Source organism: Nocardia sp. CC213A, from assembly GCF_030766805.1.
GTDB classification, from domain to species: Bacteria; Actinomycetota; Actinomycetes; order Mycobacteriales; family Mycobacteriaceae; genus Nocardia; species Nocardia otitidiscaviarum.
The window spans coordinates 384,866-411,541 of the sequence record NZ_JASFXA010000003.1; the positions used below are offsets into that span (position 1 = coordinate 384,866).

A 26,676-nucleotide genomic window follows, 5' to 3' on the forward strand; every position below is an offset into this window, starting at 1 on the left:
TCCTGCACAGCATTTAGGCTCGGTCCCATGGACCTGTCTCTGCCCCGGCTGCGGATGCTGCGCGAATTGCACCGCCGCGGCACGATCACCGCGGCAGCGGCCGCCCTGCACTACACCGCGTCGGCGGTCTCGCAGCAGCTCGCGCAGTTGGAACGCGATGTGGGCACCCGGCTGTTCGAACGGCGGGGGCGGCGCGTGCAGCTCACCGACCTCGGCGTGGTGCTCGCCGAGCATGCCGAGGAGATCCTCACCTCGGTGGAACGCGCGACCCAGGCGCTCGAGGAGGCCGGTGAATCGGTGACGGCCAAGCTCACCGCCGGGGTGTGGGCGTCGGTGGCGGCAGGACTGCTGCCCGACGCGCTGACCGCGTTGGCCCGCACCCACCCGGGCATTCTGGTGCGGACGCGGGAACTCGCCCCCGAGGCAACCGCCGCGGCGGTGCGCGACGGCGCGCTCGACCTGTCGTTCGTCATCGACTACTCGAATTACCCGACGACGTGGGACAGCGGGTTGCAGCGCACGGTCATCGCGGTCGAACGGCTGTATGCGGCCGTGCCCGCGGGGGCGGTGCCGTCGGCCAGCGTCACATTGGCCGAACTGGCCGAGCACCCGTGGATTCTCGCGCCCGCGCGATCCAATTTCGGGCATGCGGCCCGGCTGGCGTTCCAGGCCGCCGGGGTGGCACCGCGCATCGACCACGAGGTGGAGGAACAGGCGACGGCCCTGGCCATGGTCGCGGCCGGTCTCGGCGTCACCCTCGTCTCCGACCTGGGCTTGGCCCTGCGCCCGCCGGGCGTGGACATCGTCGCCCTCGGCGACGCCCTCACCCGCACGGTCTCACTGGCCTACCGCACCAACACCGCCCGCCGCGCCGCCCTCCTGCTCGTCGTGGACGCGATCCGAACCGCCGCGGCCGAGAAGGGCCTGGGCGCCGACAGCGCCCCACCCGACACGGAACCCGCACCCCCGCCCGTATCCAACGGCAAGGGCCTCCGCCTCGGCTGATCGGCCACTCGCCCGGTCACGGATTCGGGCGTAGGTATCCGTTGTCGACGCGTGCCATGACGGTCTCGGGTTCGAGAGCGTCACGGTCGCCCATCTTCAGTTGCAGCCGGTCGCCGTACCACCGTACGGCGCGCACGAACTCCGCCCCGGCCGCGCCGCCACGCGGGTCAGCCTGCGACGGCGGCTTGCTCCAGGGTGGCGAGGTCGATCTTCTTCATGGACTCGAGGGCCTTGTTGACGCGGTCGGCGCGGGCGGGGTCGGTGGGGTCGGCGAGTTCGTAGTAGCGCTTGGGGGTGATCTGCCAGCTGACGCCGTATTTGTCCTTGAGCCAGCCGCAGGGGCCTTCCTGGCCGCCGTCGGCGGTGAGGGCGTTCCAGTAGTGGTCTACTTCGGCCTGGTCTTCGCAGTCGATCATCAGGGAGATCGCCTCGTTGAACGACCAGTCCATCTTGCCGCCGTTGAGGGCGGTGATCCGCTGGCCGTTGAGTTCGAATTCGACCAGCATGGTGTCGCCCGCCTTGCCGGGGAAGGCGTCACCGTACGGGACGACCGAGGTGATCTTCGAATTCTTGAAGATGGCGGTGTAGTAGCGTGCGGCCTCCTCGCCCTCGTCGTCGAACCAGAGGCAGATACCGATTCCACTCATCGTGACCGTTCCTTACTCGGTGCTCGGGTAGGTGCTGTTATGAGTTCGGACGGGTGGGGAGTCCGAAACTCATCGGTGGGCGGCCCGGTCGACGAGACCGCACCGCGCTATCTCGTGCTCCGGAACCCGGTCGATGCGGTAGGCGGCGTAGTGCGGCGACCGGTGGATATTGCGCAGGAATCGGTCCACGGTGAGCGGGGCGCGAGTGGCGGCCAGCAGGTCGCGGGTCTCGGGGCAGGTCAGGGCGGTGGCGATGCGGGACACCCAGCCGACGGTGACGGCGAGGGCCGCCGACAGCACGGGGGAGACGCGACGTGGTTCGGTTCGCGCGGTGGCGGATTCGAGCGGCAGCATCATGACGGGCAGCAGCAGGCAGAACAGTGGCGGCAGCAGCGTGCGGCCGTGCATGAAGTCGCCGCCGACGCGGATCTGATAGGCGAGCAACAGCATTCCGCTGCCGAGCAGGAGGGTGACCACGGCGGCCGGGGTGCGCAGCCGTGCCCGGTATCGGTGCACGCGTTCGCGTGGTGTGGGTCTCGCGGCGGCACCCGGCTCGGAGCGCCCTGCCCGCGCCACCAGGATCGTAGCCATGCCCAGCACCACCAGTGGTAGCCACAACCAGTACGGCCCGATCAGATTCCAGAGGTAGTCCAGGCCCTGCCGCCACTTCTCCCCGCCCGCGTCTTTGGCGACGGCCGTGTTCGGGTACGGCAGACCGTAATAGCCCATGCGCCAGATCTGGTAGGACAGTGGCACCGGGCCCGCCGCCACACCGATCAGCGCGCGGGATGCCCACGGCCGCAATCGGATTTCCGGCAGTGGAGCGCAGCAGATCATGAGCAGGGCCAGCGCGCCCACCACCGCCAGCTCCGGGCGCACCAGGGGAGCCAGCCCCGCAAGGAAGGACAGCGCGAACAGTGTTGCCGGAGACGGCTTGTCGGCCTGCGACCAGCGAATCATCCACCACCACAGCACGGCCAGCCAGCAGATGACGAGGCTGGACTCCAGGCCGGAGGTGGCGTAATCACGAGCTGGTGGCACCGCGATGTAGACGACGGCACCGGCGGGCAGCAGCAGCCGGGATCCGCTGCCCCACAACCGCGCCGCGCCCAGCATCGCGAACATCATGGCCGTCGCCGACAGGATCAGCGCGAGGCCGAGCACCACATACTCCAGCCGCACCTGCGTCATCCAACCGAAGAACCAGACGAGGAAGGTCCAGGCGGTACTGGTGTTGACCTCGACGCGCTCGCCGGCGTTGAAGACCGGCCCGTTGCCGGCCAGCAGATTGCGGACCGTGCGCGGCACCGTCAGTCCGTCGTCGGCGATCCAGCGCCGCTGCCAGCCGCCGATCACGAAAAGCGCGGTGGTGACGGCAATTCCGATGATGGTCAGCGTGCGAGACGGTCGAGCCGGGATGCGGGCGGGGCCGCGGTCGCCGCGGTCCACCGCGGGCACGAGGGCGATCGTCACCGGCTACCGCGTGCGGTACGGGAGCCGATCGCACACCCGCCGCGTGGTGACATCCGCCGTGGCAGCTCGCGCATGGATCTCCCCCATCGATACGGGCGAAGGGTATCGCGCGGTCCGCGTCGGATCCCACCCCCGAATCCTGAGGTCTGGCGGACCGCGCCTCGGCCGGTGGTGGCTACACGCGGTGGCGCATAAGCGATGTCGGTGCTGGTCCGGCGGCGGCACCGCTCACCTCGGTGGTTCGCGGTGGGCTTCGCCTCGCGCGTCGGGGGCTGCGCGGCGGAGAAGGCGGGCGATGAGGGGGACGGTGGCGACCATGATCAGCAGGCGGATGGTTTGCACGCTGGTGATCAGGGGCATGTTGGCGCCCATGCCCTCGCCGGTGGCGAGGACGGCGTTGATGCCGCCCGGGGTGGTGGCGAGGTAGAGGTCGGAGAGTTTCAGGTCGACGCAGCGCGACAGCAGGGAGGCCAGGGCGGTGACGGCGGCGGAGAGGGTGGTGACGGCCAGCAGGATGCCGGGGATCATGCGGGCCATCTCGGTGATGACCGCGCGGGTGAAGCGGGATCCGACCTCGAGGCCGATGAGGATGAACAGCAGTTCGCGCAGCAGGTTGGTGGGGGCGTAGCCGTGGCTGTGGCCCAGTGCGGTGAGCGCGGCCGTGAGCAGCATGGGGCCGATCAGGCTGGGGCTCGGGATGCGCAGTCGCCGGCCCAGGCGGATGCCGATGACGCTGAGCAGCACGGCGGTGCAGAGTCCGGCGATCTGGTCCCCGCGGCCGACGATCATCCAGTGCGGCAGTTCGGCATTGGTGACCCGGCTGGCGAGCCGGACGGTCTGGCCGCCGGTGTCGTCATCACTGAGCAGCGCGGTCACCAGCGGTGCGCTGACCGCGACCAGCATGACGCGCAGGTACTGCATGAACGCCACCTGTCGGGGATCGGCGTCGAGTTCGTCGGCGCAGGACACCACCGCGGCCGACCCGCCCGCGAGCAGGCCCAGGACGGCGGTGGGCAGCGCGACCCTGGTGCAGCGCGCGAAGAGCAGCGCGACCAGCACGCTCACCAGCAGGGTGGCCGCGGTGACGCCCAGCACCGGCAGCATGGCGGTGCCGATGGCCGACAGCAGCGGCAGTTCCAGATAGCTGCCCATGAGCACGCCCATCAGTGCCTGCACGCCGACGAACACCTGCCGGGGCAGCGGTCGGGGCAGTCGCCCGGTGAGCGCCAGTCCCGCGCCCGCGGTCAGTCCGAGGACCATCTGGGCGGCCGGGAAGCTCACCCGCTCCAGTAGTTCGGCGAGGGCGAGCAGCACCGCCAGCAGTGCCGCCCAGACGATGGCGTGACCGTGTACGCGGCGGACCGCGTCGAATTTACCGGTGAATTTCATAGCGGAATCCGCCCAACCTGTTCCCAGGTAATAGCGGTGATACTGTTCGCGTCGTTGGAAACCGTTCACCCGCTGTTTGTTCGGAGGTCGGCTTATTTCGCCGAGTACGCGGAAACGGTACTACCGAACAGTAGTTTCTGTCCAAGTGGAATGGCTTGAACCCGAGTTGTTCGCATTTAATCTCGTTGCGAACGAATTAAACGCCCGAATTGTCGAATTGGGTGAATGAATCGAAATCGACCCAATAAAAGTAGCTGAATATTAGCCGATGGGGAAGCTCGTCGGCTGCGCGGCGGGTCCGATCCGGTCCCGTGCGGATGTTTCCGACGGATGACACCCGTGAATCGCCTCTTGTAGAACTCTACGAACTGCCGGTCCGTGACCGCCGTGGTCTTCGGTCTTCCATCTCTAGCTGATCGCAGGCGGTGTGCTGTGTACTCCACGGAAGAGTTTGCAACAGCGAGGAGTAACCGTGACCGCACAGATCCGAGAGCAGAACATCCAGGAGCTGGAACGCGCCTGGATGGACGAGGCGATCCGGTTGGCCACCAGTAGCGTGGCGAACGGTGGCGGTCCGTTCGGTGCGCTGATCGCCAAGGATGGCGAGGTGGTCGCCATCGGGCACAACCAGGTCACCTCGACGCTGGATCCGACGGCACACGGCGAGGTGACCGCCATGCGGGCGGCGTGCCGGGAGCTGGGAACCTTCTCGCTGGAGGGCTGCGTACTGGTCACCTCGTGTGAGCCGTGCCCGATGTGTCTGTCGTCGGCGCTGTGGGCCAGGGTCGACCGGATCGTCTACTCCGCCGATCGGCACGATGCGGCGCTGGCCGGATTCGACGATCGCAAGTTCTACGATCTGTTCGAGAAGAAGCCGGAGTCGATGTGGCCGACCCGGATCGAGCAGTTGGATCTGCCGAATCGGACGGCTCCCTTCGACGCGTGGCTGGCCAAGGCCGACCGGATCGATTACTGATCCCGGTTCCGGGGTATCGGTCACCGGAATATCGCGAATGCCGAGGCGGCGGACGACCACAGGGTCGTCCGCCGCCTTCGCTGTATCACGCGAAAGTTCACATCGCTGTCAAAAGTGGTTCTGGCGCAGGAGAATACGAATGTCGTCCCGGTTGTAGAACTCTACGAAATGCCCGTCCCGGCCGGTGATCTTCTTCGTGCCTTCCGTCTCTGTCCGCCGTCACCCGTCCCCCGGTGTACTGGCTCACGCAGGTTGAAGCTTGAAGCAAGGGAATCCCCTTGCGGGACAAGGAGTTTTCATGGCGGTCCAGCGCAGGCACACGATGTACCACTCGACGGTCGTCGATGCCGATCCCGATACCGTCTGGGCCGTGGTGCGCGATGCGCTGCGGATGGTGTCGATCGTGTCCGGCGCCGCCGCCGAGAACGTGCACTGGGTCGGAGACGGCGGGCCCGAGCGGGTTCCGTCGCAGTACAACTTCACGCTGACCTTCAGCGGTGGCCTGGTGCAGCAGGAGGTCGCCGGACGCGACGAGGTCCGGCGGTCGCAGACCTACCGCTCCATCGAACCGACCATGGGCGTGCAGCGCTATCTCGCGACCATCCGCGTCCGCCCGATCACCAACGACCCGAACCGCTGCTTCTTCGACTGGACCCGCGAGCTGACCATCGCCGAGGACGCCGACACCGAGGTCGTCGAGACGATCATCGCCATGATGGCGAAGCAGACCGATGCCATCCGTGACCATTTCGCGCGGACCTGACGGAACCAGCAGCGGCGACAACGCGAAGAACGAAGGGAACAACCGTGACTGAGACGTCGTCCGGTCGGCACATCGATATCGCCTGGCCCGAGCTGGGTATCACCGTCACCGCGGAACTCGACGGCCGCAATCCGGAACTGGCCGACGCGCTGTGGGAGGCGCTGCCCTATCGGAGCCTGCAGGGACACGCGCTGGTGGCGGGCGAGCACCTGTACCACGTGGCGCCGATTCCCTCGCTGCTGCATCTGCCCGCGTCCACCCGGATCGCGGATCGGCGCGAGGCTCCCGACGGCACCGTATTCTGTTCCGCGCTACAGCATCTGGGCATCAAGTACGGAACGCTCACCGAACCCATGCCCGCCACCCCGGTGGGCCGGGTGCGGGAGGCGGACATGCCCGCGCTGGCCGCGGCCGGGCAGGCCGTCTGGGAGGCGGTCTACGCGACCAAGCGGACCATCCTGGTGGAGGTCCGCCGGGCGGGAACGGCGGGCGGCCACCGTATTCCGCATCTGACCGCCGTCGAGCCCGAGGCGAATCGCCTCATCCACGATGTGCACGCCGCCACCGAGCGGGCCTGGCTGACCGTGCCGCCGGAACTGGCGGATCTGCACCGGGGCTTGATTCCGTCCGGAGCAGGAAGCTTCGAAACCGTGCTGCCCACAGTACTTTTCGTCAATGGTGAGACGCGGCCGCTGGGGTACGCCAGCTACGGCGGGCTGGTTCGGGGTGCGGTGCAGGGTATGCCCATGGAGTCGCTGCGGCAGATGGCGCGGCTGCTGGTCGGCGTTCCGGCCGAATTCCTCGGCTACTGCGGGCTGGAGCGGCTGTGGGACTTCACCCAGCGTTTCCTGGCCTGCCTGGACCGGCTCGACCGCGACGACTTCCTGGCGGTGGCGAGTCAGCTGGCCCTCTACGTCAACTGCCTGGGCGGCTGGAATCTGCACCTGTACCCCTGGGACACGGGAGATCATCTGCGGCAGTTGCGTCCCGCCCAGGCCGGTCAGCAGTCGTGAGCGGGCTGCCCGAGCGCACCGATGCGCTCATCATCGGCGGCGGCGTCATCGGCGCCGCGGCGGCCAGCCAACTCGCCGCGGCCGGTGTCGGAACCGTACTGCTCGACCGCGGCGCGCTCGGATCGGGTGCGTCCGGGACCACGGCGGGCGTCTTGCGGACCTACTTCCCCGGCAACGACCTGACCAGCGCTATGGCCGTGCGCAGCCTGCTGGCCTACCACGAGTTCGGCGCCCGCACCGGAACCGATATCGGCCTGCGGCAGACCGGCTTTCTGGTGTTGTTCACCGAGGAACACCAGGTGGCGGACTTCCGGCGCACGCACGCCGCGCAGCGGGCCGCCGGGGTGCGGGTCGAACTCGTGACCGCGGCCGAAGCGGCGCGACTCAACCCGCTCGTCGATCCGCGCACCGTGCTGGCGGCCGCCTGGTCGCCCGATGCCTACGCCTGCGATCCGGCGGCCATCGTGCGCGGGTATGCCGGGGCCGCCGAGCGGGCGGGCGCACTGCTGCGCACGGATACACCGGTCACCGGCATCGATCCTGACGGCCGGGTGCACACGCCCGCGGGCAGCATCCGGGCCGACACCATCGTGTGCGCGGCGGGCCCCTGGGCGGGGGCCGTCGCCGCCATGGCGGAGGTGTCGCTGCCGGTGACCACCTATCCCGTAGAACTGCTGCTCACCGCCGCACCCGCCGGAATCGCCACGCTGCCCATGACTCTGCACCCGTCCGGCCTGCGGATACGCGGGTGGGATGACCGCATCCTGGTCGGCATGGGCCGCCCCGGGCCGGGCGAGACCAGGGAAACGTGGCTGGATCGCGTGGCCCGCCTGCTCGGCTCGACCTTCCCCGCGCTCGCCGGGAATCCGCTGGAGCCGGGGTGGAGTGGCGATCTCGATGTCAGCCCGGACGGCATGGCCTTTCTCGGCCGCGATCCCGCTCGCCCCGTCGTCTACGCGGCCGGCTTCTCCGGTCAGGGCCTGTGCCAGGCGCCCGCCGCCGCGGAGCTGGTCCGCGCTCTCGTCCGCGGTGAACGGCCCTGGACCGACCTCGCCCCGTTCACCACCGACCGCTGCCGCGCTCAGAGCGTCGGCTAGCCATCGCACACCGCGGCACGGGTCCGATGCCCGTGCCGGACAGCCACCGCCCGCCGCGACCGGGTAGTACAGAAAGAAGCCGCCATGATTGTCCTGGGGTGCAATGGATTCACCCGCGTCTCGGAAGTCTTCGCCGAGCGGTTCGGTGCGGTCGGCACCGATAAGCACTATCTGCTCGGCCACGATGCCGGGGCCGCCCTGCTGGTGGACGGCGAGGTGGTCGCGGCCGTGGAGGAGGAACGGTTCAACCGGGAGAAGAAGACCAGCGACTTCCCGATCAACGCGGTGACCTGGTGCCTGGAACAGGCGGGCGTGCGGTTCGCCGATATCGACCGGATCGCGATCCCGTTCGACTTCTCGCCGCGGGTCCTCGACGAGATGCTGTCGGGCATCGTGGCCGCGCCGCTGACGCCGACGGCGAAACTGGACCTGCTGGCCGCTATCGGCGCGCTGTACACCGAGGTCGTCGGCCATGAGGCGATCGCGGCGGATTTCGCCGCCCGCACCGGCCACACCCCGGCGCCGGATCAGTTGGTTTTCGTGCCGCACCACCTCGCCCACGCCATGACCGGGTATTACGTGGCGGGTATGCGCGATACCGCGTTCCTCATCAGCGACGGTCGCGCCGAAGTGCTCTCGACGCTGATGGGGGAGATCCGCGGCGGCCGCATCCATCTCTTCGACGAGACGGCGATCGGCGCGGAGTATTCGATGGGTCTGCTGTTCAGCGCGATCACGCGTTTTCTCGGATTCGTGCCCAACAATGACGAATACAAGGTCATGGGTCTGTCCGGCTATGCCCGGCCACCCGTGCCGAATCCGTTTCTCGAGGAATTCGTCGCATTGCACCCCGACGGGCGCTACAGCTTCGCCCGGCCGCTGGAGACGGATGATCCGCGCGGCCTCGATCCGCTGTTCGAGCGGTATTTCGGTCCATTCGAGGACACGCTCGAGTACCAGGCCCGGGTGGCCGCCGCCGCACAGGAGATGCTGGGCGTCGTCACCGCCCATCAGGTGCGCGCGCTGGAGGCCAAGACCGACCTGAATCATCTGCTGTTCGAGGGTGGCGTGGCGCTGAACTGCCTCAACAACACGCCGCTGTTCGAGGGCTCCCGATTCGACGATATGGCCGTGAGCTTCGGCGCCAGCGATACCGGCGTCGTCATCGGGGCCGCCGTGCACACCTGGCTCCGGCACGGTGCGCCGGGCGCCGGGCGCAGCACGCCATCCGTAACCCCTTATCTGGGACCGGAATTCGGCGATGCGGCGATCGAGTCGGCACTGCGGCAGCGCGGTGACCGAGTGGCCTGGACCCGCCTCGACGACGGCGAGATCGTCGATCAGGTGGCGAAGCTGCTCACCGAGAAGGTCGTCATCGGCTGGTACGAGGGCAGGCTCGAACACGGTCCGCGCGCCCTCGGGCATCGCAGCATCCTCGCCAACCCGCGGTTCCCGGATATCAAGGACGTCATCAACACCCGGGTCAAACACCGCGAACCGTTCCGCCCGTTCGCGCCGATCGTGCTGGAGTCGGATGCGCCCGCGATCTTCGACATGGGGCGCAAAACCCGTTCTCCCTATATGACTTTCGTCTTCGACGTGCGGCCGGAGTTCCGGGACCTGATTCCGGGCGCGACCCATGTGGACGGCACCTCGCGGGTGCAGACGATCACCGATCGCGACACCCCGCGGCTGGCGGCGCTGCTGCGCCGATTCACCGCCCTGACCGATGTGCCGTGCCTGATCAACACCTCGTTCAATGTGGCCGGTGAGCCGATCGTCTGCTCCCCGGCCGACGCGTTGAACTGCTTCCTGGGTACGGAGATCGACTATCTGGTGCTGGGCAACCACCTCGTCACGAAGCTATGAGCGTCGAATCCGGGGCGGCCACCACCCTGCTGCTGCTCCGGCACGGTGAGACCGCGCTGACCCCGCGGCGGCGCTTCTCGGGCAGCGGTGGCGATCCGGCCCTGTCGGATGCCGGGCGGCGACAGGCCGAGGCCGCCGCCCGGTCGCTCGCGGCGCGCGAGCCCGTGCACGCGGTGGTGTCCTCACCGCTGCGGCGCTGCCTGGAAACCGCCGAGGTGCTGGCGCGCCGGCTGGACCTGCGGGTGCAGGTCGAGCCGCGGCTGCGGGAGGCGGATTTCGGGGACTGGGAGGGGATGACCTTCGCCGAGGTGCGCGCGGACCATCCGGATGAGCTGGCGGTATGGCTGCGCTCGCCGACGGCGGTGCCGGGCCGTACGGGTGAAACCCTGGCGGCGGTGGCCGAGCGGGTCCGCACGGTACGGGACGCGCTGCTGGCCCGGTATCCGGGGCAGACCGTCCTGGTCGTCTCACACGTCGCACCGCTGCGCACCCTGATCCGGTTGGCGCTCGGCGCGCCGCCCGCGTCGCTGTTCCGGATGGAACTCGCGGCCGCGTCGCTGTCGGCGGTGGCCTATTACGGGAACGGGAATGCGTCGGTGCAATTGCTGAACGACACATCCCACCTCCGATGAACGCAACGACGCGTTTACCGTGAGAAACATTGCCGCCATATCCATTTGTGCGATCCATCGACGCGGACGGACATCGGCGGCACGTCCCTCGGAGATTCCTACAGACTGTGACGGGCCTTACTCGATCGGCTTGACCCGGGGGCCCGCCGCAACGTAGTTTCAAGCGCACCGACTCGTGAGCGGCTGAAAGGAGGCGATGTCGGATGTCTGCCATCTCCGATCTGCGCCGCCTCGCTCACCGGACCGTCTGGGTCCCGGGTCGCGTCGCACACGGCTGCTGAACAGCCCACTTTCCGGCGCGCCCGTAGGCGGCCCCGGTTTCTTTTCGATCTTCTGTCATCGCCCGCGGCAGGTCGCCGCGTGTGGATACGCGCTCCGGGTTCGCGAGCGGCGTCACCGAAACAGAAAGCTCCTGAAATGGCGACTAGGATATTCATATCGACCATGCACCGAAATGAGGTAGTGCCATGGTAGAGGCGCGGATCACGGTCAACGGGAAGTCCACGCCGATTTCCCCGGCCGCACCCCATACGACGGTTCTGGATTTCCTGCGGGAGCGCGGCTTCACCGGGAGCAAGGAAGGCTGCGCCGAGGGCGAATGCGGCGCGTGCTCGATTATGGTGGCCCGACCGGGCGTGGAACAGCCCACCGACTGGGTGGCCGTCAATGCCTGCCTGGTGCCGGTCGCGGCCCTGGACGGTCAGGAGATCGTCACCGCCGAGGGGCTCGGCACCCTCGACGCGACCGGAGCGCCGACCGAACTGCACCCGGTGCAGCGGGAGATGGCGGTGCGAGGTGGTTCGCAGTGCGGGTACTGCACGCCCGGATTCGTCTGCAGCATGGCCTCGGAGTACTACCGTCCCGGCCGCTGCCCGTCCGCCGCGCCCGCCGTCGCGGAAACCGCCGCCGATTCGACCGCCGCTGTCGCGGATTCCGCTGCGGCCGAACCGCATTCGCACGACGGTGAGCACGGCCCCAACGGCTTCGATCTGCACGCGCTGAGCGGAAACCTCTGCCGCTGCACCGGATACCGTCCGATTCGGGACGCGGCCTTCGCGCTCGGCGCACCGGATGCCGACGACCCGTTCGCGCGCCGCCGGGAACAGGCCGCACCCGCCCCGGTCGCCACCGAGTACACCCGGGACGGCCGCACCTTCCGGCGACCGGCGAGCCTGGCCGACGCGCTGGGGCTGCTGCGGGAGCGGCCCGACGCGGTCCTGGTCGCGGGCAGCACCGACTGGGGCGTGGAGGTGAATATCCGGGCGCGGCGCGCGGAGTACGCCATCGCCATCGACCGGCTGCCCGAATTGCGGGAGCTGCGCGTCACCTCCGAGCACATCGAGATCGGCGCGGCGGTGCCGCTCACCGAGATCGAACGCCGCCTGGACGGCCGGGTGCCGCTGCTGGCGGAGTTGTTCCCGCAGTTCGCCTCCCGGCTCATTCGCAACAACGCCACCCTCGGCGGCAACCTGGGTACCGGTTCCCCCATCGGCGACAGCCCGCCCGCCCTGCTGGCGCTCGGCGCGGCGGTGGTGCTCGCCTGCATGGACGGGGAGCGGGAGGTCGATCTGGCCGACTACTTCACCGGATACCGGCAGAGTGTGCGGCGGCCGGACGAGCTCATCCGGGCCGTGCGCATTCCGCTGCCGCTGGCGCCGGTCTCCGCATTCCACAAGATCGCCAAGCGGCGGTTCGACGATATCTCCAGTGTGGCGGTCGCTTTCGCGCTCGACATCGAGGACGGGACGGTCCGCTCGGCGCGCATCGGGCTGGGCGGCGTGGCCGCCACCCCGATCCGCGCCCGCGACACCGAGGCGGCCCTGGTCGGGCAGCCGTGGTCGACCGACACCGTGGAGCGGGCCGCCGGAGTGCTCCAGGCCGAGGGCACACCCATGAGCGATCACCGCGCCAGTGCCGAGTACCGCGCCGCGATGCTCGGCCAGAGTCTGCGGAAGCTGTACGCGCAAACCACCGAGGCGGTGCTGTCATGAGTCATCTGTCCGAACGTCCGGAGAAGCCCGTCGTCGGCGTGCCGCTGCCGCACGAGAGCGCGTCGCTGCACGTCACCGGGACCGCGCTGTACACCGACGATCTGGTGTACCGCACCAAGGACGTGCTGCACGCCTATCCGGTGCAGGTGATGAAGGCGCACGGCCGCATCACCGCCCTGCGCACCGAACCCGCGCTGGCCGTGCCCGGCGTGGTGCGCGTGCTCACCATCGCCGATGTGCCCGGCGTCAACGACGCCGGGATGAAGCACGACGAGCCGCTGTTCCCGGACGAGGTCATGTTCCACGGCCACGCGGTGGCCTGGGTGCTGGGGGAGACCCTGGAGGCGGCCCGCGAGGGCGCGGCGGCCGTCGAGGTGGAACTCGACGAGCTGCCCGCCATCGTGACGCTGCGGGAGGCGATCGAGGCCGAGAGCTTCCACGGGGCGCGGCCCACCATGATCCGCGGCGATATCGAGGCGGGGTTCGCCGCGTCGGCGCACGTCTTCACCGGCGAATTCGAGTTCAAGGGCCAGGAGCACTTCTACCTGGAGACGCACTGCGCCCTGGCCCAGGTCGACGAGGCCGGGCAGGTGTTCATCCAGAGCAGCACCCAGCACCCCTCCGAGACCCAGGAGATCGTGGCGCACGTGCTCGGCCTGCACAGCCACGAGGTGACCGTGCAGTGCCTGCGCATGGGCGGCGGCTTCGGCGGCAAGGAGATGCAGCCGCACGGGTTCGCCGCGGTGGCGGCGCTCGGCGCGAAGCTGACCGGCCGCCCGGTCCGATTGCGGCTCAGTCGGACTCAGGACCTGACCATGTCGGGTAAGCGGCACGGCTTCCACGCCTCCTGGCGGATCGGTTTCGACGCCGACGGCCACATCCAGGCCCTGGACGCCACCCTCACCGCGGACGGCGGCTGGAGCCTGGACCTGTCCGAACCGGTGCTGGCCCGCGCGCTCTGCCATATCGACAACACCTACTGGATTCCGCACGCGCAGGTGGCCGGGCGCATCGCCAAGTCGAATACGGTGTCCAACACCGCCTTCCGCGGCTTCGGCGGTCCGCAGGGCATGCTGGTGATGGAGGACATCCTGGGCCGGTGCGCGCCGCTGCTCGGACTGGATCCGGCGGACCTGCGCGAACGCAACTTCTACCGGCCGGGACAGACCACGCCGTACGGGCAGCCGGTCGGGCAGACCGACCGTATCGGCAAGATCTGGCACGAGGTGCGCGACACCGCCGACTGGGAGCGGCGGCGGCGCGAGATCGCGGAATTCAATGCCGCGCATCCGAACACCAAGCGCGCCTTGGCGCTCACCAATATCAAGTTCGGCATCTCGTTCAACCTGACCGCCTTCAACCAGGGCGGTTCGCTGGTGCTGATCTACAAGGACGGCTCGGTCCTGATCAACCATGGCGGCACCGAGATGGGGCAGGGCCTGCACACCAAGATGATGCAGGTCGCCGCGACCACCCTCGGCATTCCGCTGCACAAGGTGCGGTTGGCCCCCACCCGCACCGACAAGGTGCCCAACACCTCCGCCACCGCCGCCAGCGCCGGAGCCGACCTCAACGGCGGCGCCATCAAGAACGCCTGCGAACAGCTGCGATCGCGGCTGGAGCAGGTGGCCGGGTCGCAGCTGGGCGTGAACGCCTCGGACGTGCGCATCGTCGACGGCGTGGCGCGCGCCCTGGGCAGCGACGCGGAACTGGACTGGGACACCCTGGTGCGCACCGCCTATATGCAGCGGGTGCAGCTGTCGGCCTCCGGCTTCTACCGGACCGAGGGATTGCACTGGGACGCCAAGACCTTCCACGGCTCGCCGTTCAAATACTTCGCCTACGGCGCGGCCGCGACCGAGGTGGAGGTGGACGGGTTCACCGGCGCGTACCGCATCCGGCGCGTGGACATCGTGCACGACGTGGGCGACAGCCTCTCCCCGCTCATCGACATCGGCCAGGTCGAGGGCGGCTTCGTGCAGGGCGCGGGCTGGCTGACCCTGGAGGACCTGCGCTGGGACACCGGCGACGGGCCCGGTCGGGGACGGCTGCTGACCCAGGCGGCGAGCACCTACAAGCTGCCCAGCTTCTCGGAGATGCCCGAGGAGTTCAATGTCAGGCTGCTGCGCGACGCCACCGAAGAGGGGGCGGTGTACGGCTCCAAGGCGGTCGGCGAGCCGCCGCTGATGCTGGCGTTCTCGGTGCGAGAGGCACTGCGGCAGGCCGCGGCGGCGTTCGGGCCGGGCGGGGTGAGCGTGGACTTGGCATCGCCCGCGACGCCGGAGGCGGTGTACTGGGCCGTGCAGGCGGCGCGGGCGGGCAGCGGGCAGGTAGCTGCTCGTGCGGCCGGCCGGGTCGAGGGCGGTCCGTCCGCTGACGGATTGACGGTGACCGGGCCGAACGGCCGCGGCGGCAGCCGGGGCGAGCCGAAGTCGGTCGGCGATGGGCTGGCGGCTACCGGCCGGCATGGCTCCGGCGATGCTCGGGTCGAGCCGCATCCGTCCGGCGACGGACAAGCCGGCCACGGCACTGGTGGCCCGAGTCGACGCGGCGACGGGTTGCCCGTCGACGGTCGGCCCGGCACCGATCGCGCCGCGGCGGGCAACGGCCGCTCCGGCGCGAACGGGAATCCGGCCGATGCCGACGCTGATGCCGATGCGGACGCGCTCAGCGGTGCCTGAGATGACCTGGGTCGCCGCGGTCGCGCGGTTGCGAGCCCGCCGGGAACCCGGCGTGCTGGTGACCGTCGCGACCGTGCGCGGCCACGCGCCCCGCAAGGCCGGTGCCAAACTCGTGGTGGGGCGTGAGCACACCTGGGGTTCGATCGGCGGCGGCAATATCGAGGCCGTCGCCATCGATCGGGCCCGCGAACTGCTCGCGCCCGGTGCGGAGCCGGAGCTGATGGAATTCGCGCTCAACGACAAGGTCACCAACCGGCACGGGGTGCAGTGCTGCGGCGGTACCGTCACCGTGCTGCTCGAACCGCTGCCGGTGGTGCCCGCGGTGGCGATCTTCGGCGTCGGGCACGTCGGGTGGGAGTTGGCCCGCATCCTGGCCCGCCACGAACTCGATCTGCATCTCATCGACACTCGCCCGGACCAGCTCGCCGAGGATCGGCTCGGCGTGCTCGCGGACGCGGTGGCGCAGGTGCACGTGCACCACACGCCGCTGCTGCCCGAGGAGGTGCTCGCCGAGCTGCCGCCCGGGACGCACGTCCTGATCATGACCCACGATCACGCCGAGGACGCCGCCCTGTGCGACGCCGCCCTGCGCCTGCCCGAACTCGGTTCGATCGGATTGATCGGATCGTCGGCCAAATGGGCGCGGTTCCGCCAGCGCCTGGCCGCCGAGGGCGGGCACGACGCCGCCGCCATCGACCGGATCACCACTCCCATCGGCCTGCCCGAGATCACCGGGAAGGAGCCGGCCGTCATCGCGGTGAGCGTGGCGGCGGATCTGCTCCGCGCCTTCGACAATGATCGCCGCGCCGACAGTCGTGTTGCCGGAATGTGAAAAGCTCTGCGAAACAACAGTTTTGACGCGTACCGTAGAAATGGTCTCAGGGCGCCGGGACGACCCGCAGGGGAAGTCGATCCGGAAAGGGGGACTCGGTGCACGACGCGGAGAATTCGCGAATACTGCTGCCCACCATTCAGGTGCGCTGGTCGCCGGAAATGAGGGCGTTCGTGGCGTGGTCCGAACAATGCCCGGAACTGACCTACAGCGATCCGGCATCGTCCCTGGTGGCGTTGGACGGGCTGATCGATGCGGCGGTCGATACCGGTTGTTGACCATTGGATTGCATTGTCCCCGTTGCCGTATGGGTTTGTTCCTCGGTGTGCCGGGTATGAGAGGCACAGGTCGGAAAGCTACGCGACGCGACTCGCGGATGAGGAGTGGGCTTCCCATGGCGCAGGAGCTGTCCGCGCCGGATGAGTTGGCGCGGGGATTGGCCGCATTGACGGCCGTGATGGTGTCGGCACGCGACGTGGTGGCGACCCTGGGCGAATTCGCCGATACCGCTTCGAGAATGCTGCCGGGCCATCCGCTGGCCGGAGTCACCCTGCACCGCGACCCCGGTCCCGTGACGGTTGGTCCGAGTATCGCCCACGCGGTGCCGATCGCCGAATCCGCGCACGGCGACGGGCAGGGCCCGTGCCGGGAGACGATCGAAACCGGGAGACCGGTCTCTGTGCCGGATACGGCCGCCGAGCGGCGGTGGGGTGCGTATCCGGCGCGAATGCTCGCGCACGGCGTGCGATCCATTCACTTCGAGCCCCTGCGTACCGACGGCTCGGCCATCGGTGCGCTACATCTGTACTCCCCCCGCGTGCACGGATTCGACGAGGCGATGCGTGGGGCGATCGAATTGACCGCCACGCAGATCGCGGTCCTGCTGGATGCGGTCCTGGCCACCGCCCGCCAAGCCGAGTTGACCGCGCAGCTGCGGGAGGCGCTGGGATCGCGGGCCGTGATCGACCAAGCGCTCGGCATGATCATGATGCAGCGTCGCTGTGGCTCCGAGGAGGCGTTCGGAGTCCTGCGGACGGCCTCCCATCAGCGCAATGTCAAGCTCGCCCGGCTGGCGGCGGAGATAGTGCGCGTCATGACCGGAAGCGAACCGATCCCACCGCGTTTCGGTGTCGATCGCGCCCCGCGACCGCGTCGAGGTGGCTAGCGAAGGGGTGCACCGCGTGAATGAGCGCGTAGGATCGGGCACAAGATTTCACCGAGTCCGGAAGCGCGGCTGGCGAATCGCATCCGTCGTATTCACGCGCCCGTGACATCGGAGGCCCCCATGGCCGAACTCGCACCGCCCTTCCGTTTCGCCCCCGGTCCCCGCCTCGGAGAGGAAGGGGAGCCGCCGCGGCTGTTCGTGCCCGGCCGCACCGCAGATCCGGTCGTCGTCGAGGCCAGTGATCGCATGGTGCAGCACCTGTTCGAGGCTGGACTGCAATTGCATGGATTGCGTGCGGTATTCGACCGGCTCGACGCCGATCCAGCGCAGCTGTGTACCGCCAGCCTGGCGGTCACCGCGGTGCTCGACGAACTGGACGTCCTGATTCACGAGGCGAGCCTGGCCATGCTCGCCCACGCAACCGCGCGCCGCGGTTGCGGTGCCCCGGGGTCGGACGGCGCGGCGGCTCGCTGAACGGGCGGCCCGGAGGTCTGTCGGCGGTCATTTTCCGGCGCAGAAGCTATCCCATTCGGTGACCCGGATGAGCGGACCCGCGCCGCCGGCGTTCTCGCCGCGACCGGTGGAGGTCGCCGCGAAGGCTATGCCGCGCACGCACACTCGTGCGATATTCGGGAAACTGTCGGTATTGCGGAAGATCTCGACGTAGTCCACGTCGTAGATGGCGTCCGGTGGTCCGCTCCGATCACCGAGTTCCTCCTTGCCGCAACCGGTCAGGGCGAGCATGAGCACGGCGGACAGGCAACCGATCGTCAGGCGGGGCAGCATGACGCTCAGCCTGCTGGGTACCGGCCGTGGAGTCAATGGCGGGCTATCCGGGTGGGGCCGAAATACCAAGGGGGAGATGTGATCTACCCGCCCCGCGCCCCGCATCCGGCGCGGGGCGGGTAGTCGTGTCCTATCGGAGTCGGTCAGCGCGGGGTGCGGACCCGCGCTGCCTCACAGGCCGCCGAGCAGCAAATGCAGCAGGCTGCCAACGATGTCGATCAAACCGGCGAGCAATCCCATTGTTCTCTCCTTCGATCTCCGCTGTGCGAAAGGGATATCCCCTGTCGCCGGATAGCAGCCTAATCAAGGGGGTATTTCCGGATGGTAACACTTTGTCACGTCTGAGTTTCCTTGTGGGGCAATGGTTTCGGAGTTACAACCAGATCAATTACCCGTGCTTCTATAGCATTTATTCGACAGTGGCGAAGGAGTTGCGAACGATTTCATCGCCTGCTGACTCCAGTCGTCACCGAATTCGCGAAACGCGTGTTCGCCGCCGAGATCGATGCGGCGGTGGCCGTGGCAGAGTGTGGCGACCGACCTGGAGTCGCGGGTAATCGGGCGGCTCGGCCGTCCGCCCGATGAACGGGCGTGGAACACTGTGTGAATGGCGGGGTTGTGGACCGAATCCTCTCAGACGACAGCCGACGACGCTCCCGGCGCTCCACCGGGGCGGCCCACCGTGCGGGCCGTGGTGCGATACACATATCTGACGGCTCTGGTCGTCACGGTACTCGCCGGGGGACTGCCGTCCGGGCGGCTGGTGGAGGCGGCCTGGATTCTGACCGGGGTGGTGGCGTTCACCATCGACCGGCCGTGGCGTGACCACCTGCGGGTGCTGGTGGACTGGCTCCCACTGATCGGCGCGCTGGTGGTGTACGACGTCACCCGCGATCTCGCCGATACGCTCGGAATGCCACTGCGGATGGCGGAACTGGTCGCGGCGGAACGGGCGTTGTTCGGGGGCGCGCTGCCGACGGTCTGGTTGCAGGAGCACCTGGCGTCCGACGGGGAGCCGTGGTGGACGCCGATCATCGGCGTCGTCTACACCACGCATTTCATCGTGCCGTGGGCGGTGGCCGCCATCTTCTACGTGTACTCGCGGCCGCTGTGGGCGCGGTACATGCGGCGCATCCTCATCCTGTCCTACCTGGCGCTGCTGACCTACATCCTGGTGCCCGCCGCCCCGCCCTGGTACGCCAGCCGCGAGGGCGCGATCACCGAGGAGGTCCGCCGCATCTCCGGATTCGGGCTCGGGCTGGTGCCGTCCGACACCAGCGCGGGCTGGCTCGAACAGCACGGCAACTATGTCGCCGCGCTGCCCTCGCTGCACACCGCCTTCGCCGTGCTGGTGACCGTGACGCTGTGGCCGCTGCTCACCTCGTGGTGGCTGCGCGTCCCCCTGGCCCTCTTCCCGGCGGCCATGTCGTTCACCCTCGTCTACGGCGGCGAACACTATGTCGTCGACGTCCTGCTCGGCTTCGCCTACGTCGGCCTCACCGCCCTGCTGGCCGGACTCTGGGAGCGCCGCACCCGGCTGCGTCGGCGCGAACCGGTCGCCGAGACGCCCGCACTCGTGCACCGATAGCTCGAATCCGCATCCCTCGCACGGGGGACGGGCGAAACCGCCCGCGGGAGGGATGTGGACGCACCCGGTGCGCGCATAGCGTCGACCCATGATCGAGGCGCGGGGACTGACGAAGTACTACGGGCGGACGCGAGCCGTCGCGGACGCGACGTTCGTGGTGCGACCGGGGCGGGTGACCGGATTTCTGGGACCCAACGGCTCGGGGAAGTCGACCACGTTACGGCTGGTGCTCGGGCTCGACGCGCCTACCCGGGGGGAGGTGACGGTGTGCGGGCGGCGGTATCGCGACTTGCGGCGGCCGCTGTGCACCGTGGGCGCGCTGTTGGACGCGGGCGATGTGCTGGCGGGGCGCACCGCCGCCGCGCATCTGGCGATGCTGGCCGCCTGCACCGGGATTCGGGCGGAGCGGGTGGACGAGGTGCTCGGACTGGTGGGGCTGGCCGATGTGGCCGGTCGCCGGGTCGGCGGGTTCTCCCTGGGGATGCGGCAGCGATTGGGCATCGCGGCGGCGCTGCTGGGCGATCCCGGGGTGCTGATCCTGGACGAGCCGATGAACGGACTCGATACCGCGGGGATCCGGTGGATTCGAGGGCTGCTACGCGATATGGCCGACGAGGGTCGGACCGTGCTGCTGTCCAGCCACCTGATGAGCGAACTGGAACTGGTGGCCGACCACCTGCTGGTGATCGGGGCGGGGCGGCTGCTCGCCGACCAGCCGATCGGCGAATTCGTCGCCCGGGGAGCCGAATCCGTGGTCCGGGTGCGCAGCGCCGACCTGGTGGCGCTCACCGCCGCCCTGGGCGGGGCGGCCGAACTGCGGGGCGAGGTCGCGACCGTGCGCGGGCTGTCGCCGCGCGAGATCGGGCGGGTGGCGGCCGATCGCGGCATCGTGCTCGACGAGCTGACCCCGGTGCGCGCCTCGGTGGAGGACGTGTACACGGAGCTGGTTGCCGCACACCGGCAATACCGGCAGCGCGACGTCCGGGAGAGCGCATGACACGCGCCGTCACGCGCCTGGTTCGCACCGGGTACCCGCCGGCCGCGAACGCCCTGCCCGACATGCTGCCCGTCGACATGCTGTCCGCGGACATGCTGTCCGTCGACATGGTGCCCGTCGACATGCTGTCCGTCGACGTGCTGTCCGTCGACGTGCTGTCCGTCGACATGGTGCCCGTGGGCGTGGTGTCCGAAGACGCCGTGTCGGTATCCCTGGGAAGGAGGTCCCACCGATGACCGTCACGGCAGCGCCGCTCGCGCCCCTGCTGCGCGATCAGCTGCGCTCCGAGGTGATCAAGATGCGCTCGGCGCGCAGCCTGTGGCTGCTGCCGCTGCTGGCGCTGGCCGTGCCGCCGGTCATGGCCGCCGTGGTCGGGCTGACCGGCAGCCTGGAACCGGACGACACCGTCCTCGGCGGTGCGCTGACCGGAACCTCGTTGGCGCTGGCCGTGATCGGAGCCTGGGCCGCGCTGGTCGTGACCACCGAATTCGGATCGGGCACCATCCGGCCGGTATTGACCGCCACCCCGTGGCGGGATCTGCTGCTGGCGGCGAAAGCCCTGCTGGTGGTCACGGTGTCCACCGCGGTCGGCATACCCGCCGTGACGGCCGCCTGGCTGATCGGCGGCGCGGTCATCGACGGCACGAGATACGCTGACGGACAAGCATTTCCGGGGCTGCTCGGCATCTACTGCTGCTTCCCGGCCGTCGCCGCGCTGGGTCTGGCGGTCGGGGTGGCGCTGCGGAGTTCGGCCGGTGCGGTGGCCGTGATCACCGCACATGTGGTGCTGCCCCAGGTCACCGCCGCCCAGGCGCTGGGGGAGCTGCACCGGTGGGTGACCGTCGTCGCGCCCAGCGCGGTGGTGGCGAAGCTGTCGCAGAGTGCCGACGGGGCACCGGAACTCATGGGCTCGCTGGGTGGTTGGCCGCGCCTGGCGCTGGTGGCGGCGGGGGCGGTGACGGCGCTCGGATTGGCCAGGCGCACCCTGAACCGCGCCGATATCTGAGATCGTGGACTCATGCTCGAGCTGATCTCGGCAGATCTCGGCCGCTTCCGGTGGGGCCAGGCGCTGTCGGCCGCCCTGCTGGTGCTCGCGGCGCTGGTGTTCGCGGTCGTGCTGCACACCCTGCAATCCGATACCGGGCTGACGGACCGCCGCGCTGTCGGACTCGCCCTGATCCAGGGCCTCGCGGTGGCGCTCGCACCCCGCCTGTCACTGCCCGCCTGGGCGGCGTCGGTCATCGCGGTCGTGGTGGCGTCGCTGTGGGTGGACGCCGGGCTGTGGGTGGACGCCATGATCAACAGTCACCTGCTGGTGCTGGGCGTTCTCGCGCTGAGCGTGCCCGCCCGGCAGGCCGCGGCCTACTGGGCGGGCACGGTGGCGGCCGGTGCGCTGCTCGCCGTGCTGCTGCGGCCCCCGCGCGGGCCGATGGAGCTGCTCGAGGTGGCGGTGCTGGCGGCCCTGATCCTGGTGGCCGGTGCGGCGCTGCGCGCACTGGCGGCGGCCCGGCGCGGACTGCGCGACGAGCAGGAGGCGGCTCGGCGGCAGGCGGAACACACCGCACTGTTGGAGGAGCGGACTCGGATCGCGCGCGAGCTGCACGATGTGGTGGCGCACCATATGTCGGTCATCGCCATTCAGGCCGAGACCGCGCAGTTCCGCGAATCCGCCACCGCACCAAAGACTTTCGCCGCCATTCGGGACAGCGCCGTCACCGCGCTGGGTGAGATGCGGCGCATTCTGGAGCTGCTGCGCTCCGGAGACACCGGTGCGGCGCCGCAGCCCACCGTGACCGACCTGCCGTGTCTGGTCGACTCGGTGCGCGGCACCGGCACCCGCGTCGAACTCGATACCGACGGCGATCTCACCGCGGTACCGGCGGGCGTCGGACTCTCGGCATACCGCATCGTCCAGGAGGCGCTGAGCAACGCCGTCCGCCACGCCCCCGGAGCGTCGGTGCGGGTGCGCGTGCACTGCGACACCGATCGGATGCGGATCGACGTCGACAATTCGCTACCGGCCGGAGCCGGCGGCGGCCGGGTCGGACACGGGCTGACCGGTATGCGGGAGCGGGTCGCGGCCTACGGCGGCACGCTCACGGCCGCACCCGCCGACGGACGCTTCCGCGTGCGCGCGGAACTGCCGATCCGGGAGGAGCCGTGACGGCCATCCGGGTGCTCGTCGCCGACGATCAGGAACTGGTGCGCGAGGGGCTGACGGTGCTGCTCGACGCCCAGCCGGATATCGCCGTCGTCGGCCACGCCGCCGACGGCATCGCGGCGGTGGCGCGGACGCGGCTGCTGCACCCCGACATCGTCCTGATGGACGTCCGCATGCCCGGCGTCGACGGGCTGGAGGCCACCCGCCGCATCGTCGCGGCCGAGCACGACACCCGCGTCATCGTGCTGACGACCTTCGACCTCGACGAGTACGTCTACACCGCGCTGCGGGCCGGGGCGAGCGGATTCCTGCTCAAGGACGCCTCGGCCCACATTCTGGGCGAGGCGGTGCGCGCCGTCGCCCGCGGCGAGGCCATGCTCGCCCCCACCGTGACCCGCCGCCTGGTGGAACGGTTCGCCCGCACCGCCGACCACCGACCGGGCCCCGCACCCGCCGAACTCACCGCCCGCGAGACCGAGGTGCTGGTGTGCATCGCGCGCGGGTCGTCCAATGCCGAGATCGCGCGCGCACTGGTGATCTCGGAACAGACGGTGAAGACGCATGTGGCCCGCATCCTGGACAAACTGCACCTGCGCGACCGCACCCAGGCCGCGATCTACGCCTACGAGACCCGTCTGGTGCGGCCCGAGTGAGCCGGGTCAGCCCCAGAGATCGGTGGTGGGCAGGTCGCTGAGCTGGGGGTGCACATCGTTGTCGATGGTGACGATGACGCCGTGCCGCCCCAGGTCGTGGGCGAGCCTGCGGGCCACGGGCTCGGTGGCCCGGTATTCGACCACGGCGCCACCCTGGGGAAAGCGCAGGCGCACGTGGACGTCGTGCGAGGTGGGCTCGGTCACCGGAACAGCCGGTGGTCGATGGAATCCGTACGCGTGGTGACGGCATGGTGAGCGACGCCGTTGTCGTCAGTGCAGCGCCGAGTGGCACGGGTGCACGGGTGCCGCCGACCTTCCGGCGGTCCCGGTGACCGATGGTGTGCGCGGATGCCGCGTTCCCACAGCGTCGGATCGCCGATGCGGCGGTAGGAACGCCGGGACAGTCGACTCTGCGTCACCTAGTCGATGGTGGGTTGCCCACTTTGCGGCGACACCGGAAACTAGTTTGCGGTTGTTTGAAGATTCGCGGGCCGAAACCGCTCCGCCTTGCGACGCGTCGCTCCGGTAGGGAACCGTCGGCGGCATGTGCGGCAACGACGGAAGGTTTTCCCGACAGAGTGGTCGGGTACTCAAAGCTGCTGGGTCGTCCGCTCCGCGATTCGGAGGCGACAGGGCGTGACTGGTTCCGACGGCGGTGCGAGGGATGGACTGATGGGCGCGAACCTGCTGATCGTAGAGGACGACGACCGGGTCCGGGAGGCGCTGCGGCTGGCCATGGAGGACGAGGGGTACGAGGTCTCCGAGGCCGGTGGGGCCGAGGTGGCGCTCGCGCAGGTGCGCAGCCGCGGCGTGCCCGATGTCATGATCGTGGATCTGATGCTGGGGGCGATGGACGGATTCACCTGCATCCGTGAGGTGCGCCGCGATCACGACGTGCCCATCATCGTGGTGAGCGCTCGCGACGACACCCACGATGTGGTGGCCGCGTTGGAGGCCGGGGCGGACGACTTCGTGACCAAGCCGTTCGAGATCAAGGAGATCACCGCGCGCATGCGGGCGCTGCGCCGTCGGGCGCGGCTGGCGCAGGGCCGTGACGCGGCCCCGGACCCCGACGGCCGCCCCGAGGTGGTGCTGGACGCGGAATCGAACCCGCCGCTGGTGCTGTCGCAGGACAGCGGCCGCCTGCTGCGGGGCGACGAGGAGGTGCATCTGACACTCACCGAGTACCGGTTGCTCTGCGAACTGGCGGAGGCGCCGGGCCGGGTGCTCAGCCGCGATGTCCTGCTCGAAAGAGTGTGGGACCGCGGGTTTTTCGGTGACCAAAGGATTGTGGACGTGCATATGCGCAGGTTGCGTACCAAGATCGAGAGGGACCCGTCCGCCCCGCGGATCGTGGTGACGGTGCGCGGGCTCGGATACCGACTAGACGTGCAGCGGTGACCGCGGACGCCGGCACCACCCGATGGCGGCCCGCGCGCAGTGTGTACAGCCGTGCGGTGCTCGCCTTCGCCCTGAGCGCCAGTCTGGTGTCGCTGGTGCTGGCGGTCTCGGTGTTCACCGTCGGCCGCGGTTATATGGAGGGGCAGCGCGAGCGCTCGGCCGTCCGTCTCACCGACGCCCATATCGGGATCCTGCGCCAGAATGTCGCCGCCGAGCAGCCCACCGAAGCCGATCTGGTGGCCATCGAACCGCCCGACGGCACGGTGATGCTGGTGCGCTGGGGTGACACCTGGATCGACAGCGACTCCGCCCTGGCGACCTCGGCGCTGCTGTCCCCGGATATCGCCGGCGGTTCGGAGGAGAGCACGCGGCGGGTGACGGTGGCGGGCAAACCCTATCTGCGCGTTGGGCTTCCGCTGAACGCGCGCGGGGACATGTTCTACGAGTTCACGCCCATCGCGGAGCTGGACTCCACCCTGCGCATGCTGCGGAATCTGCTGATCGCCTGCGCCATCGTCGCCTCCTCGGTCGGTGCGCTGCTCGGCGTGTGGGCGAGTCGGCGGGTGCTCAAACCGCTGCACCAGCTGGCCGTCACCGCTTCGCGGATCGCCTCGGGCGAACTCGACACCCGGCTGCCGCGCACCGCCGACCGTGATCTGTCCGATACCGTCGACGCCTTCAACACCATGGTCGACTCGCTGCAGCAGCGCATCGAACGGGAGCGCCGCCTGGTCGGCGACGTCAGCCACGAATTGCGCACCCCGCTCACCACCTTGGTCACCAGCGTCGGCGTCATGAACAAGTACGAGGAACAGCTGCCGGAGCGGATGCGGCGGGCGCTGCGGTTGACCAGCGACGAACTCAGCCATATGCGCCGGATGCTGGACGACATGCTGGAATTGGCGCGCGTGGACGCCGGGGTGCACCGCGGCGACGTCGAACTGCTCTCACTCGGCGAACTGCTCACCCACGCCCTCGCCGAGCGGCACTATCCGCCCGAATTGCTCACGGTCGTCACCGATTCCACCATCGAGGGCCGACGGCTCGAACTCGAGCGCACCGTCGCCAACCTGCTGGAGAACGCCACCCGCCACGGCGGGGGTCCGGTCGCGGTCACCGTGCGCCGGGACGGCGCCGACGCGGTGATCACGGTCGACGACGCCGGTCCCGGTGTGCCCGTCGCCGATCGCAACCGGATCTTCGAGCGCTTCGCCACCATCCGGGTCGAACGCGGCGCGGCGGTGGGTACCGGTATCGGACTCGCCCTGGTGTCGGAAACCGTTGCGGCGCACGGAGGCCGGGTGTACTGCGAGGACCGGCCGGGTGGGGGAGCGCGGTTCGTGGTGCGGCTGCCACGGGTGGAGGCCGAGGTGCTGGAATCCGAGCGGGAGCCGACGTCGATACGCTGACGCGCTCATGGGGGCGGCGGCGACCCGGTGGCCCTGTAGGTTTCGCGAGGGAGCTGTCCTGACAGCGGAGCGCCGCCGCCGCTGCGACGGTACCGCACCGGCGGCGCCGAACCCGGTGGCCGGGAGCGAAAGTCGGCAAGCTGTGCCC

At 69.5% G+C, this 26,676-nt stretch carries 26 protein-coding genes; 21 read left to right on the forward strand and 5 right to left on the reverse strand.

The genetic code is table 11. The features are described 5' to 3' along the window. Positions 1–27 precede the first annotated feature (27 nt). On the forward strand, positions 28–1,005 hold the full coding sequence (locus QJS31_RS07660; protein WP_029929622.1) for a LysR family transcriptional regulator: 978 nt from the start codon (positions 28–30) through the stop codon (positions 1,003–1,005). Between the two features lie 167 nt (positions 1,006–1,172). Here the strand turns inward: QJS31_RS07660 and QJS31_RS07665 are convergent, their stop codons facing one another. The 3 genes from QJS31_RS07665 to QJS31_RS07675 form a co-directional block, all read right to left on the reverse strand. Continuing rightward, on the reverse strand, positions 1,173–1,652 hold the full coding sequence (locus tag QJS31_RS07665) for a VOC family protein (RefSeq protein ID WP_282780377.1): 480 nt from the start codon (positions 1,650–1,652) through the stop codon (positions 1,173–1,175). Between the two features lie 69 nt (positions 1,653–1,721). After that, positions 1,722–3,125 carry a hypothetical protein gene (locus QJS31_RS07670; RefSeq protein ID WP_306356311.1) on the reverse strand — a complete coding sequence of 468 codons (1,404 nt, stop codon included), beginning with the start codon at positions 3,123–3,125 and terminating at the stop codon, positions 1,722–1,724. 228 nt (positions 3,126–3,353) lie between these two features. Then, positions 3,354–4,514, reverse strand: coding sequence for an AbrB family transcriptional regulator (locus QJS31_RS07675; RefSeq protein WP_306356312.1), 1,161 nt, complete (start codon positions 4,512–4,514; stop codon positions 3,354–3,356). Positions 4,515–4,986: 472 nt separating this feature from the next. On the opposite strand from QJS31_RS07675, the gene QJS31_RS07680 reads away from it, so the two are divergent. The 12 genes from QJS31_RS07680 to QJS31_RS07735 all read left to right on the forward strand — a co-directional run bounded on the left by QJS31_RS07680 (position 4,987) and on the right by QJS31_RS07735 (position 18,007). After that, complete coding sequence (locus QJS31_RS07680) at positions 4,987–5,490, forward strand: nucleoside deaminase (protein WP_244961755.1); 504 nt, start codon at positions 4,987–4,989, stop codon at positions 5,488–5,490. 298 nt (positions 5,491–5,788) lie between these two features. Further along, a complete protein-coding gene (locus QJS31_RS07685; protein ID WP_306356313.1) occupies positions 5,789–6,253 on the forward strand; it encodes an SRPBCC family protein in 465 nt (154 codons plus the stop codon). Between the two features lie 44 nt (positions 6,254–6,297). Then, positions 6,298–7,266, forward strand: coding sequence for a hypothetical protein (locus QJS31_RS07690; protein ID WP_195143723.1), 969 nt, complete (start codon positions 6,298–6,300; stop codon positions 7,264–7,266). After that, positions 7,263–8,363 carry an FAD-binding oxidoreductase gene (locus tag QJS31_RS07695; RefSeq protein ID WP_306356314.1) on the forward strand — a complete coding sequence of 367 codons (1,101 nt, stop codon included), beginning with the start codon at positions 7,263–7,265 and terminating at the stop codon, positions 8,361–8,363. Before QJS31_RS07690 ends, QJS31_RS07695 begins: the two co-directional genes overlap by 4 nt. Positions 8,364–8,447: 84 nt before the next feature. Further along, on the forward strand, positions 8,448–10,232 hold the full coding sequence (locus tag QJS31_RS07700) for a carbamoyltransferase C-terminal domain-containing protein (protein WP_306356315.1): 1,785 nt from the start codon (positions 8,448–8,450) through the stop codon (positions 10,230–10,232). Further along, a complete protein-coding gene (locus tag QJS31_RS07705) occupies positions 10,229–10,864 on the forward strand; it encodes a histidine phosphatase family protein (protein ID WP_282784137.1) in 636 nt (211 codons plus the stop codon). Before QJS31_RS07700 ends, QJS31_RS07705 begins: the two co-directional genes overlap by 4 nt. A gap of 467 nt (positions 10,865–11,331) precedes the next feature. Beyond that, a complete protein-coding gene (locus QJS31_RS07710) occupies positions 11,332–12,855 on the forward strand; it encodes a xanthine dehydrogenase small subunit (protein ID WP_282784139.1) in 1,524 nt (507 codons plus the stop codon). Next, positions 12,852–15,536: a xanthine dehydrogenase molybdopterin binding subunit gene (gene xdhB, locus QJS31_RS07715; RefSeq protein ID WP_282784140.1), complete on the forward strand. Its 2,685-nt coding sequence runs from the start codon at positions 12,852–12,854 to the stop codon at positions 15,534–15,536. Before QJS31_RS07710 ends, xdhB begins: the two co-directional genes overlap by 4 nt. A gap of 1 nt (position 15,537) precedes the next feature. Beyond that, on the forward strand, positions 15,538–16,368 hold the full coding sequence (gene xdhC, locus QJS31_RS07720) for a xanthine dehydrogenase accessory protein XdhC (protein WP_306356316.1): 831 nt from the start codon (positions 15,538–15,540) through the stop codon (positions 16,366–16,368). A gap of 98 nt (positions 16,369–16,466) precedes the next feature. Beyond that, positions 16,467–16,646, forward strand: coding sequence for a hypothetical protein (locus tag QJS31_RS07725; protein ID WP_282785536.1), 180 nt, complete (start codon positions 16,467–16,469; stop codon positions 16,644–16,646). A gap of 116 nt (positions 16,647–16,762) precedes the next feature. Then, entirely contained in the window at positions 16,763–17,533 is a 771-nt protein-coding gene (locus QJS31_RS07730) for a GAF and ANTAR domain-containing protein (protein ID WP_282785537.1), read from the forward strand. A gap of 102 nt (positions 17,534–17,635) precedes the next feature. Further along, entirely contained in the window at positions 17,636–18,007 is a 372-nt protein-coding gene (locus QJS31_RS07735; RefSeq protein WP_282785538.1) for a hypothetical protein, read from the forward strand. Positions 18,008–18,034: 27 nt separating this feature from the next. Here QJS31_RS07735 and QJS31_RS07740 read toward each other — a convergent pair whose 3' ends face one another. Further along, positions 18,035–18,319, reverse strand: coding sequence for a hypothetical protein (locus tag QJS31_RS07740; protein WP_282785539.1), 285 nt, complete (start codon positions 18,317–18,319; stop codon positions 18,035–18,037). 607 nt (positions 18,320–18,926) lie between these two features. Here QJS31_RS07740 and QJS31_RS07745 point away from each other — a divergent pair. The 6 genes from QJS31_RS07745 (at position 18,927) to QJS31_RS07770 (ending at position 23,718) form a co-directional block, all read left to right on the forward strand. Continuing rightward, positions 18,927–19,907, forward strand: coding sequence for a phosphatase PAP2 family protein (locus tag QJS31_RS07745; protein ID WP_372341717.1), 981 nt, complete (start codon positions 18,927–18,929; stop codon positions 19,905–19,907). Between the two features lie 88 nt (positions 19,908–19,995). Then, positions 19,996–20,904 (forward strand): ATP-binding cassette domain-containing protein, encoded by a 909-nt coding sequence (locus tag QJS31_RS07750; protein ID WP_282785540.1) that lies wholly within the window; start codon positions 19,996–19,998, stop codon positions 20,902–20,904. After that, positions 20,901–21,140: a hypothetical protein gene (locus tag QJS31_RS07755; RefSeq protein ID WP_282785541.1), complete on the forward strand. Its 240-nt coding sequence runs from the start codon at positions 20,901–20,903 to the stop codon at positions 21,138–21,140. Before QJS31_RS07750 ends, QJS31_RS07755 begins: the two co-directional genes overlap by 4 nt. Beyond that, on the forward strand, positions 21,137–21,910 hold the full coding sequence (locus QJS31_RS07760) for a hypothetical protein (RefSeq protein WP_282785542.1): 774 nt from the start codon (positions 21,137–21,139) through the stop codon (positions 21,908–21,910). The genes QJS31_RS07755 and QJS31_RS07760 overlap by 4 nt, the downstream gene beginning before the upstream one ends. 12 nt (positions 21,911–21,922) lie before the next feature. After that, the gene (locus tag QJS31_RS07765; protein ID WP_306356317.1) at positions 21,923–23,068 is read left to right on the forward strand and encodes a sensor histidine kinase; all 1,146 of its coding nucleotides are present in this window, start codon (positions 21,923–21,925) and stop codon (positions 23,066–23,068) included. Beyond that, positions 23,065–23,718, forward strand: coding sequence for a response regulator transcription factor (locus QJS31_RS07770; RefSeq protein ID WP_282780956.1), 654 nt, complete (start codon positions 23,065–23,067; stop codon positions 23,716–23,718). Before QJS31_RS07765 ends, QJS31_RS07770 begins: the two co-directional genes overlap by 4 nt. A gap of 6 nt (positions 23,719–23,724) precedes the next feature. Here QJS31_RS07770 and QJS31_RS07775 read toward each other — a convergent pair whose 3' ends face one another. Beyond that, the gene (locus QJS31_RS07775; protein ID WP_282780958.1) at positions 23,725–23,922 is read right to left on the reverse strand and encodes a hypothetical protein; all 198 of its coding nucleotides are present in this window, start codon (positions 23,920–23,922) and stop codon (positions 23,725–23,727) included. A 468-nt stretch (positions 23,923–24,390) separates the two neighbouring features. Here QJS31_RS07775 and QJS31_RS07780 point away from each other — a divergent pair, with 468 nt between their 5' ends. Both QJS31_RS07780 and QJS31_RS07785 read left to right on the forward strand, forming a co-directional pair. Further along, a complete protein-coding gene (locus QJS31_RS07780; RefSeq protein ID WP_029929566.1) occupies positions 24,391–25,119 on the forward strand; it encodes a response regulator transcription factor in 729 nt (242 codons plus the stop codon). After that, positions 25,116–26,528, forward strand: coding sequence for a HAMP domain-containing sensor histidine kinase (locus QJS31_RS07785; RefSeq protein WP_282780963.1), 1,413 nt, complete (start codon positions 25,116–25,118; stop codon positions 26,526–26,528). Before QJS31_RS07780 ends, QJS31_RS07785 begins: the two co-directional genes overlap by 4 nt. Positions 26,529–26,676: the final 148 nt, after the last annotated feature.

What these genes read in the sequence shown, in the direction of transcription:
- QJS31_RS07660 (WP_029929622.1), top strand. Translation starts at nt 28, where the DNA reads ATGGACCTGTCTCTGCCCCGGCTGCGGATGCTGCGCGAATTGCACCGC.
- QJS31_RS07665 (WP_282780377.1), bottom strand. Translation starts at nt 1,652, where the DNA reads ATGAGTGGAATCGGTATCTGCCTCTGGTTCGACGACGAGGGCGAGGAG.
- QJS31_RS07675 (WP_306356312.1), bottom strand. Translation starts at nt 4,514, where the DNA reads ATGAAATTCACCGGTAAATTCGACGCGGTCCGCCGCGTACACGGTCAC.
- QJS31_RS07685 (WP_306356313.1), top strand. Translation starts at nt 5,789, where the DNA reads ATGGCGGTCCAGCGCAGGCACACGATGTACCACTCGACGGTCGTCGAT.
- QJS31_RS07700 (WP_306356315.1), top strand. Translation starts at nt 8,448, where the DNA reads ATGATTGTCCTGGGGTGCAATGGATTCACCCGCGTCTCGGAAGTCTTC.
- QJS31_RS07705 (WP_282784137.1), top strand. Translation starts at nt 10,229, where the DNA reads ATGAGCGTCGAATCCGGGGCGGCCACCACCCTGCTGCTGCTCCGGCAC.
- QJS31_RS07710 (WP_282784139.1), top strand. Translation starts at nt 11,332, where the DNA reads ATGGTAGAGGCGCGGATCACGGTCAACGGGAAGTCCACGCCGATTTCC.
- xdhB (WP_282784140.1), top strand. Translation starts at nt 12,852, where the DNA reads ATGAGTCATCTGTCCGAACGTCCGGAGAAGCCCGTCGTCGGCGTGCCG.
- xdhC (WP_306356316.1), top strand. Translation starts at nt 15,538, where the DNA reads ATGACCTGGGTCGCCGCGGTCGCGCGGTTGCGAGCCCGCCGGGAACCC.
- QJS31_RS07730 (WP_282785537.1), top strand. Translation starts at nt 16,763, where the DNA reads ATGGCGCAGGAGCTGTCCGCGCCGGATGAGTTGGCGCGGGGATTGGCC.
- QJS31_RS07740 (WP_282785539.1), bottom strand. Translation starts at nt 18,319, where the DNA reads ATGCTGCCCCGCCTGACGATCGGTTGCCTGTCCGCCGTGCTCATGCTC.
- QJS31_RS07745 (WP_372341717.1), top strand. Translation starts at nt 18,927, where the DNA reads ATGGCGGGGTTGTGGACCGAATCCTCTCAGACGACAGCCGACGACGCT.
- QJS31_RS07750 (WP_282785540.1), top strand. Translation starts at nt 19,996, where the DNA reads ATGATCGAGGCGCGGGGACTGACGAAGTACTACGGGCGGACGCGAGCC.
- QJS31_RS07755 (WP_282785541.1), top strand. Translation starts at nt 20,901, where the DNA reads ATGACACGCGCCGTCACGCGCCTGGTTCGCACCGGGTACCCGCCGGCC.
- QJS31_RS07760 (WP_282785542.1), top strand. Translation starts at nt 21,137, where the DNA reads ATGACCGTCACGGCAGCGCCGCTCGCGCCCCTGCTGCGCGATCAGCTG.
- QJS31_RS07765 (WP_306356317.1), top strand. Translation starts at nt 21,923, where the DNA reads ATGCTCGAGCTGATCTCGGCAGATCTCGGCCGCTTCCGGTGGGGCCAG.
- QJS31_RS07780 (WP_029929566.1), top strand. Translation starts at nt 24,391, where the DNA reads ATGGGCGCGAACCTGCTGATCGTAGAGGACGACGACCGGGTCCGGGAG.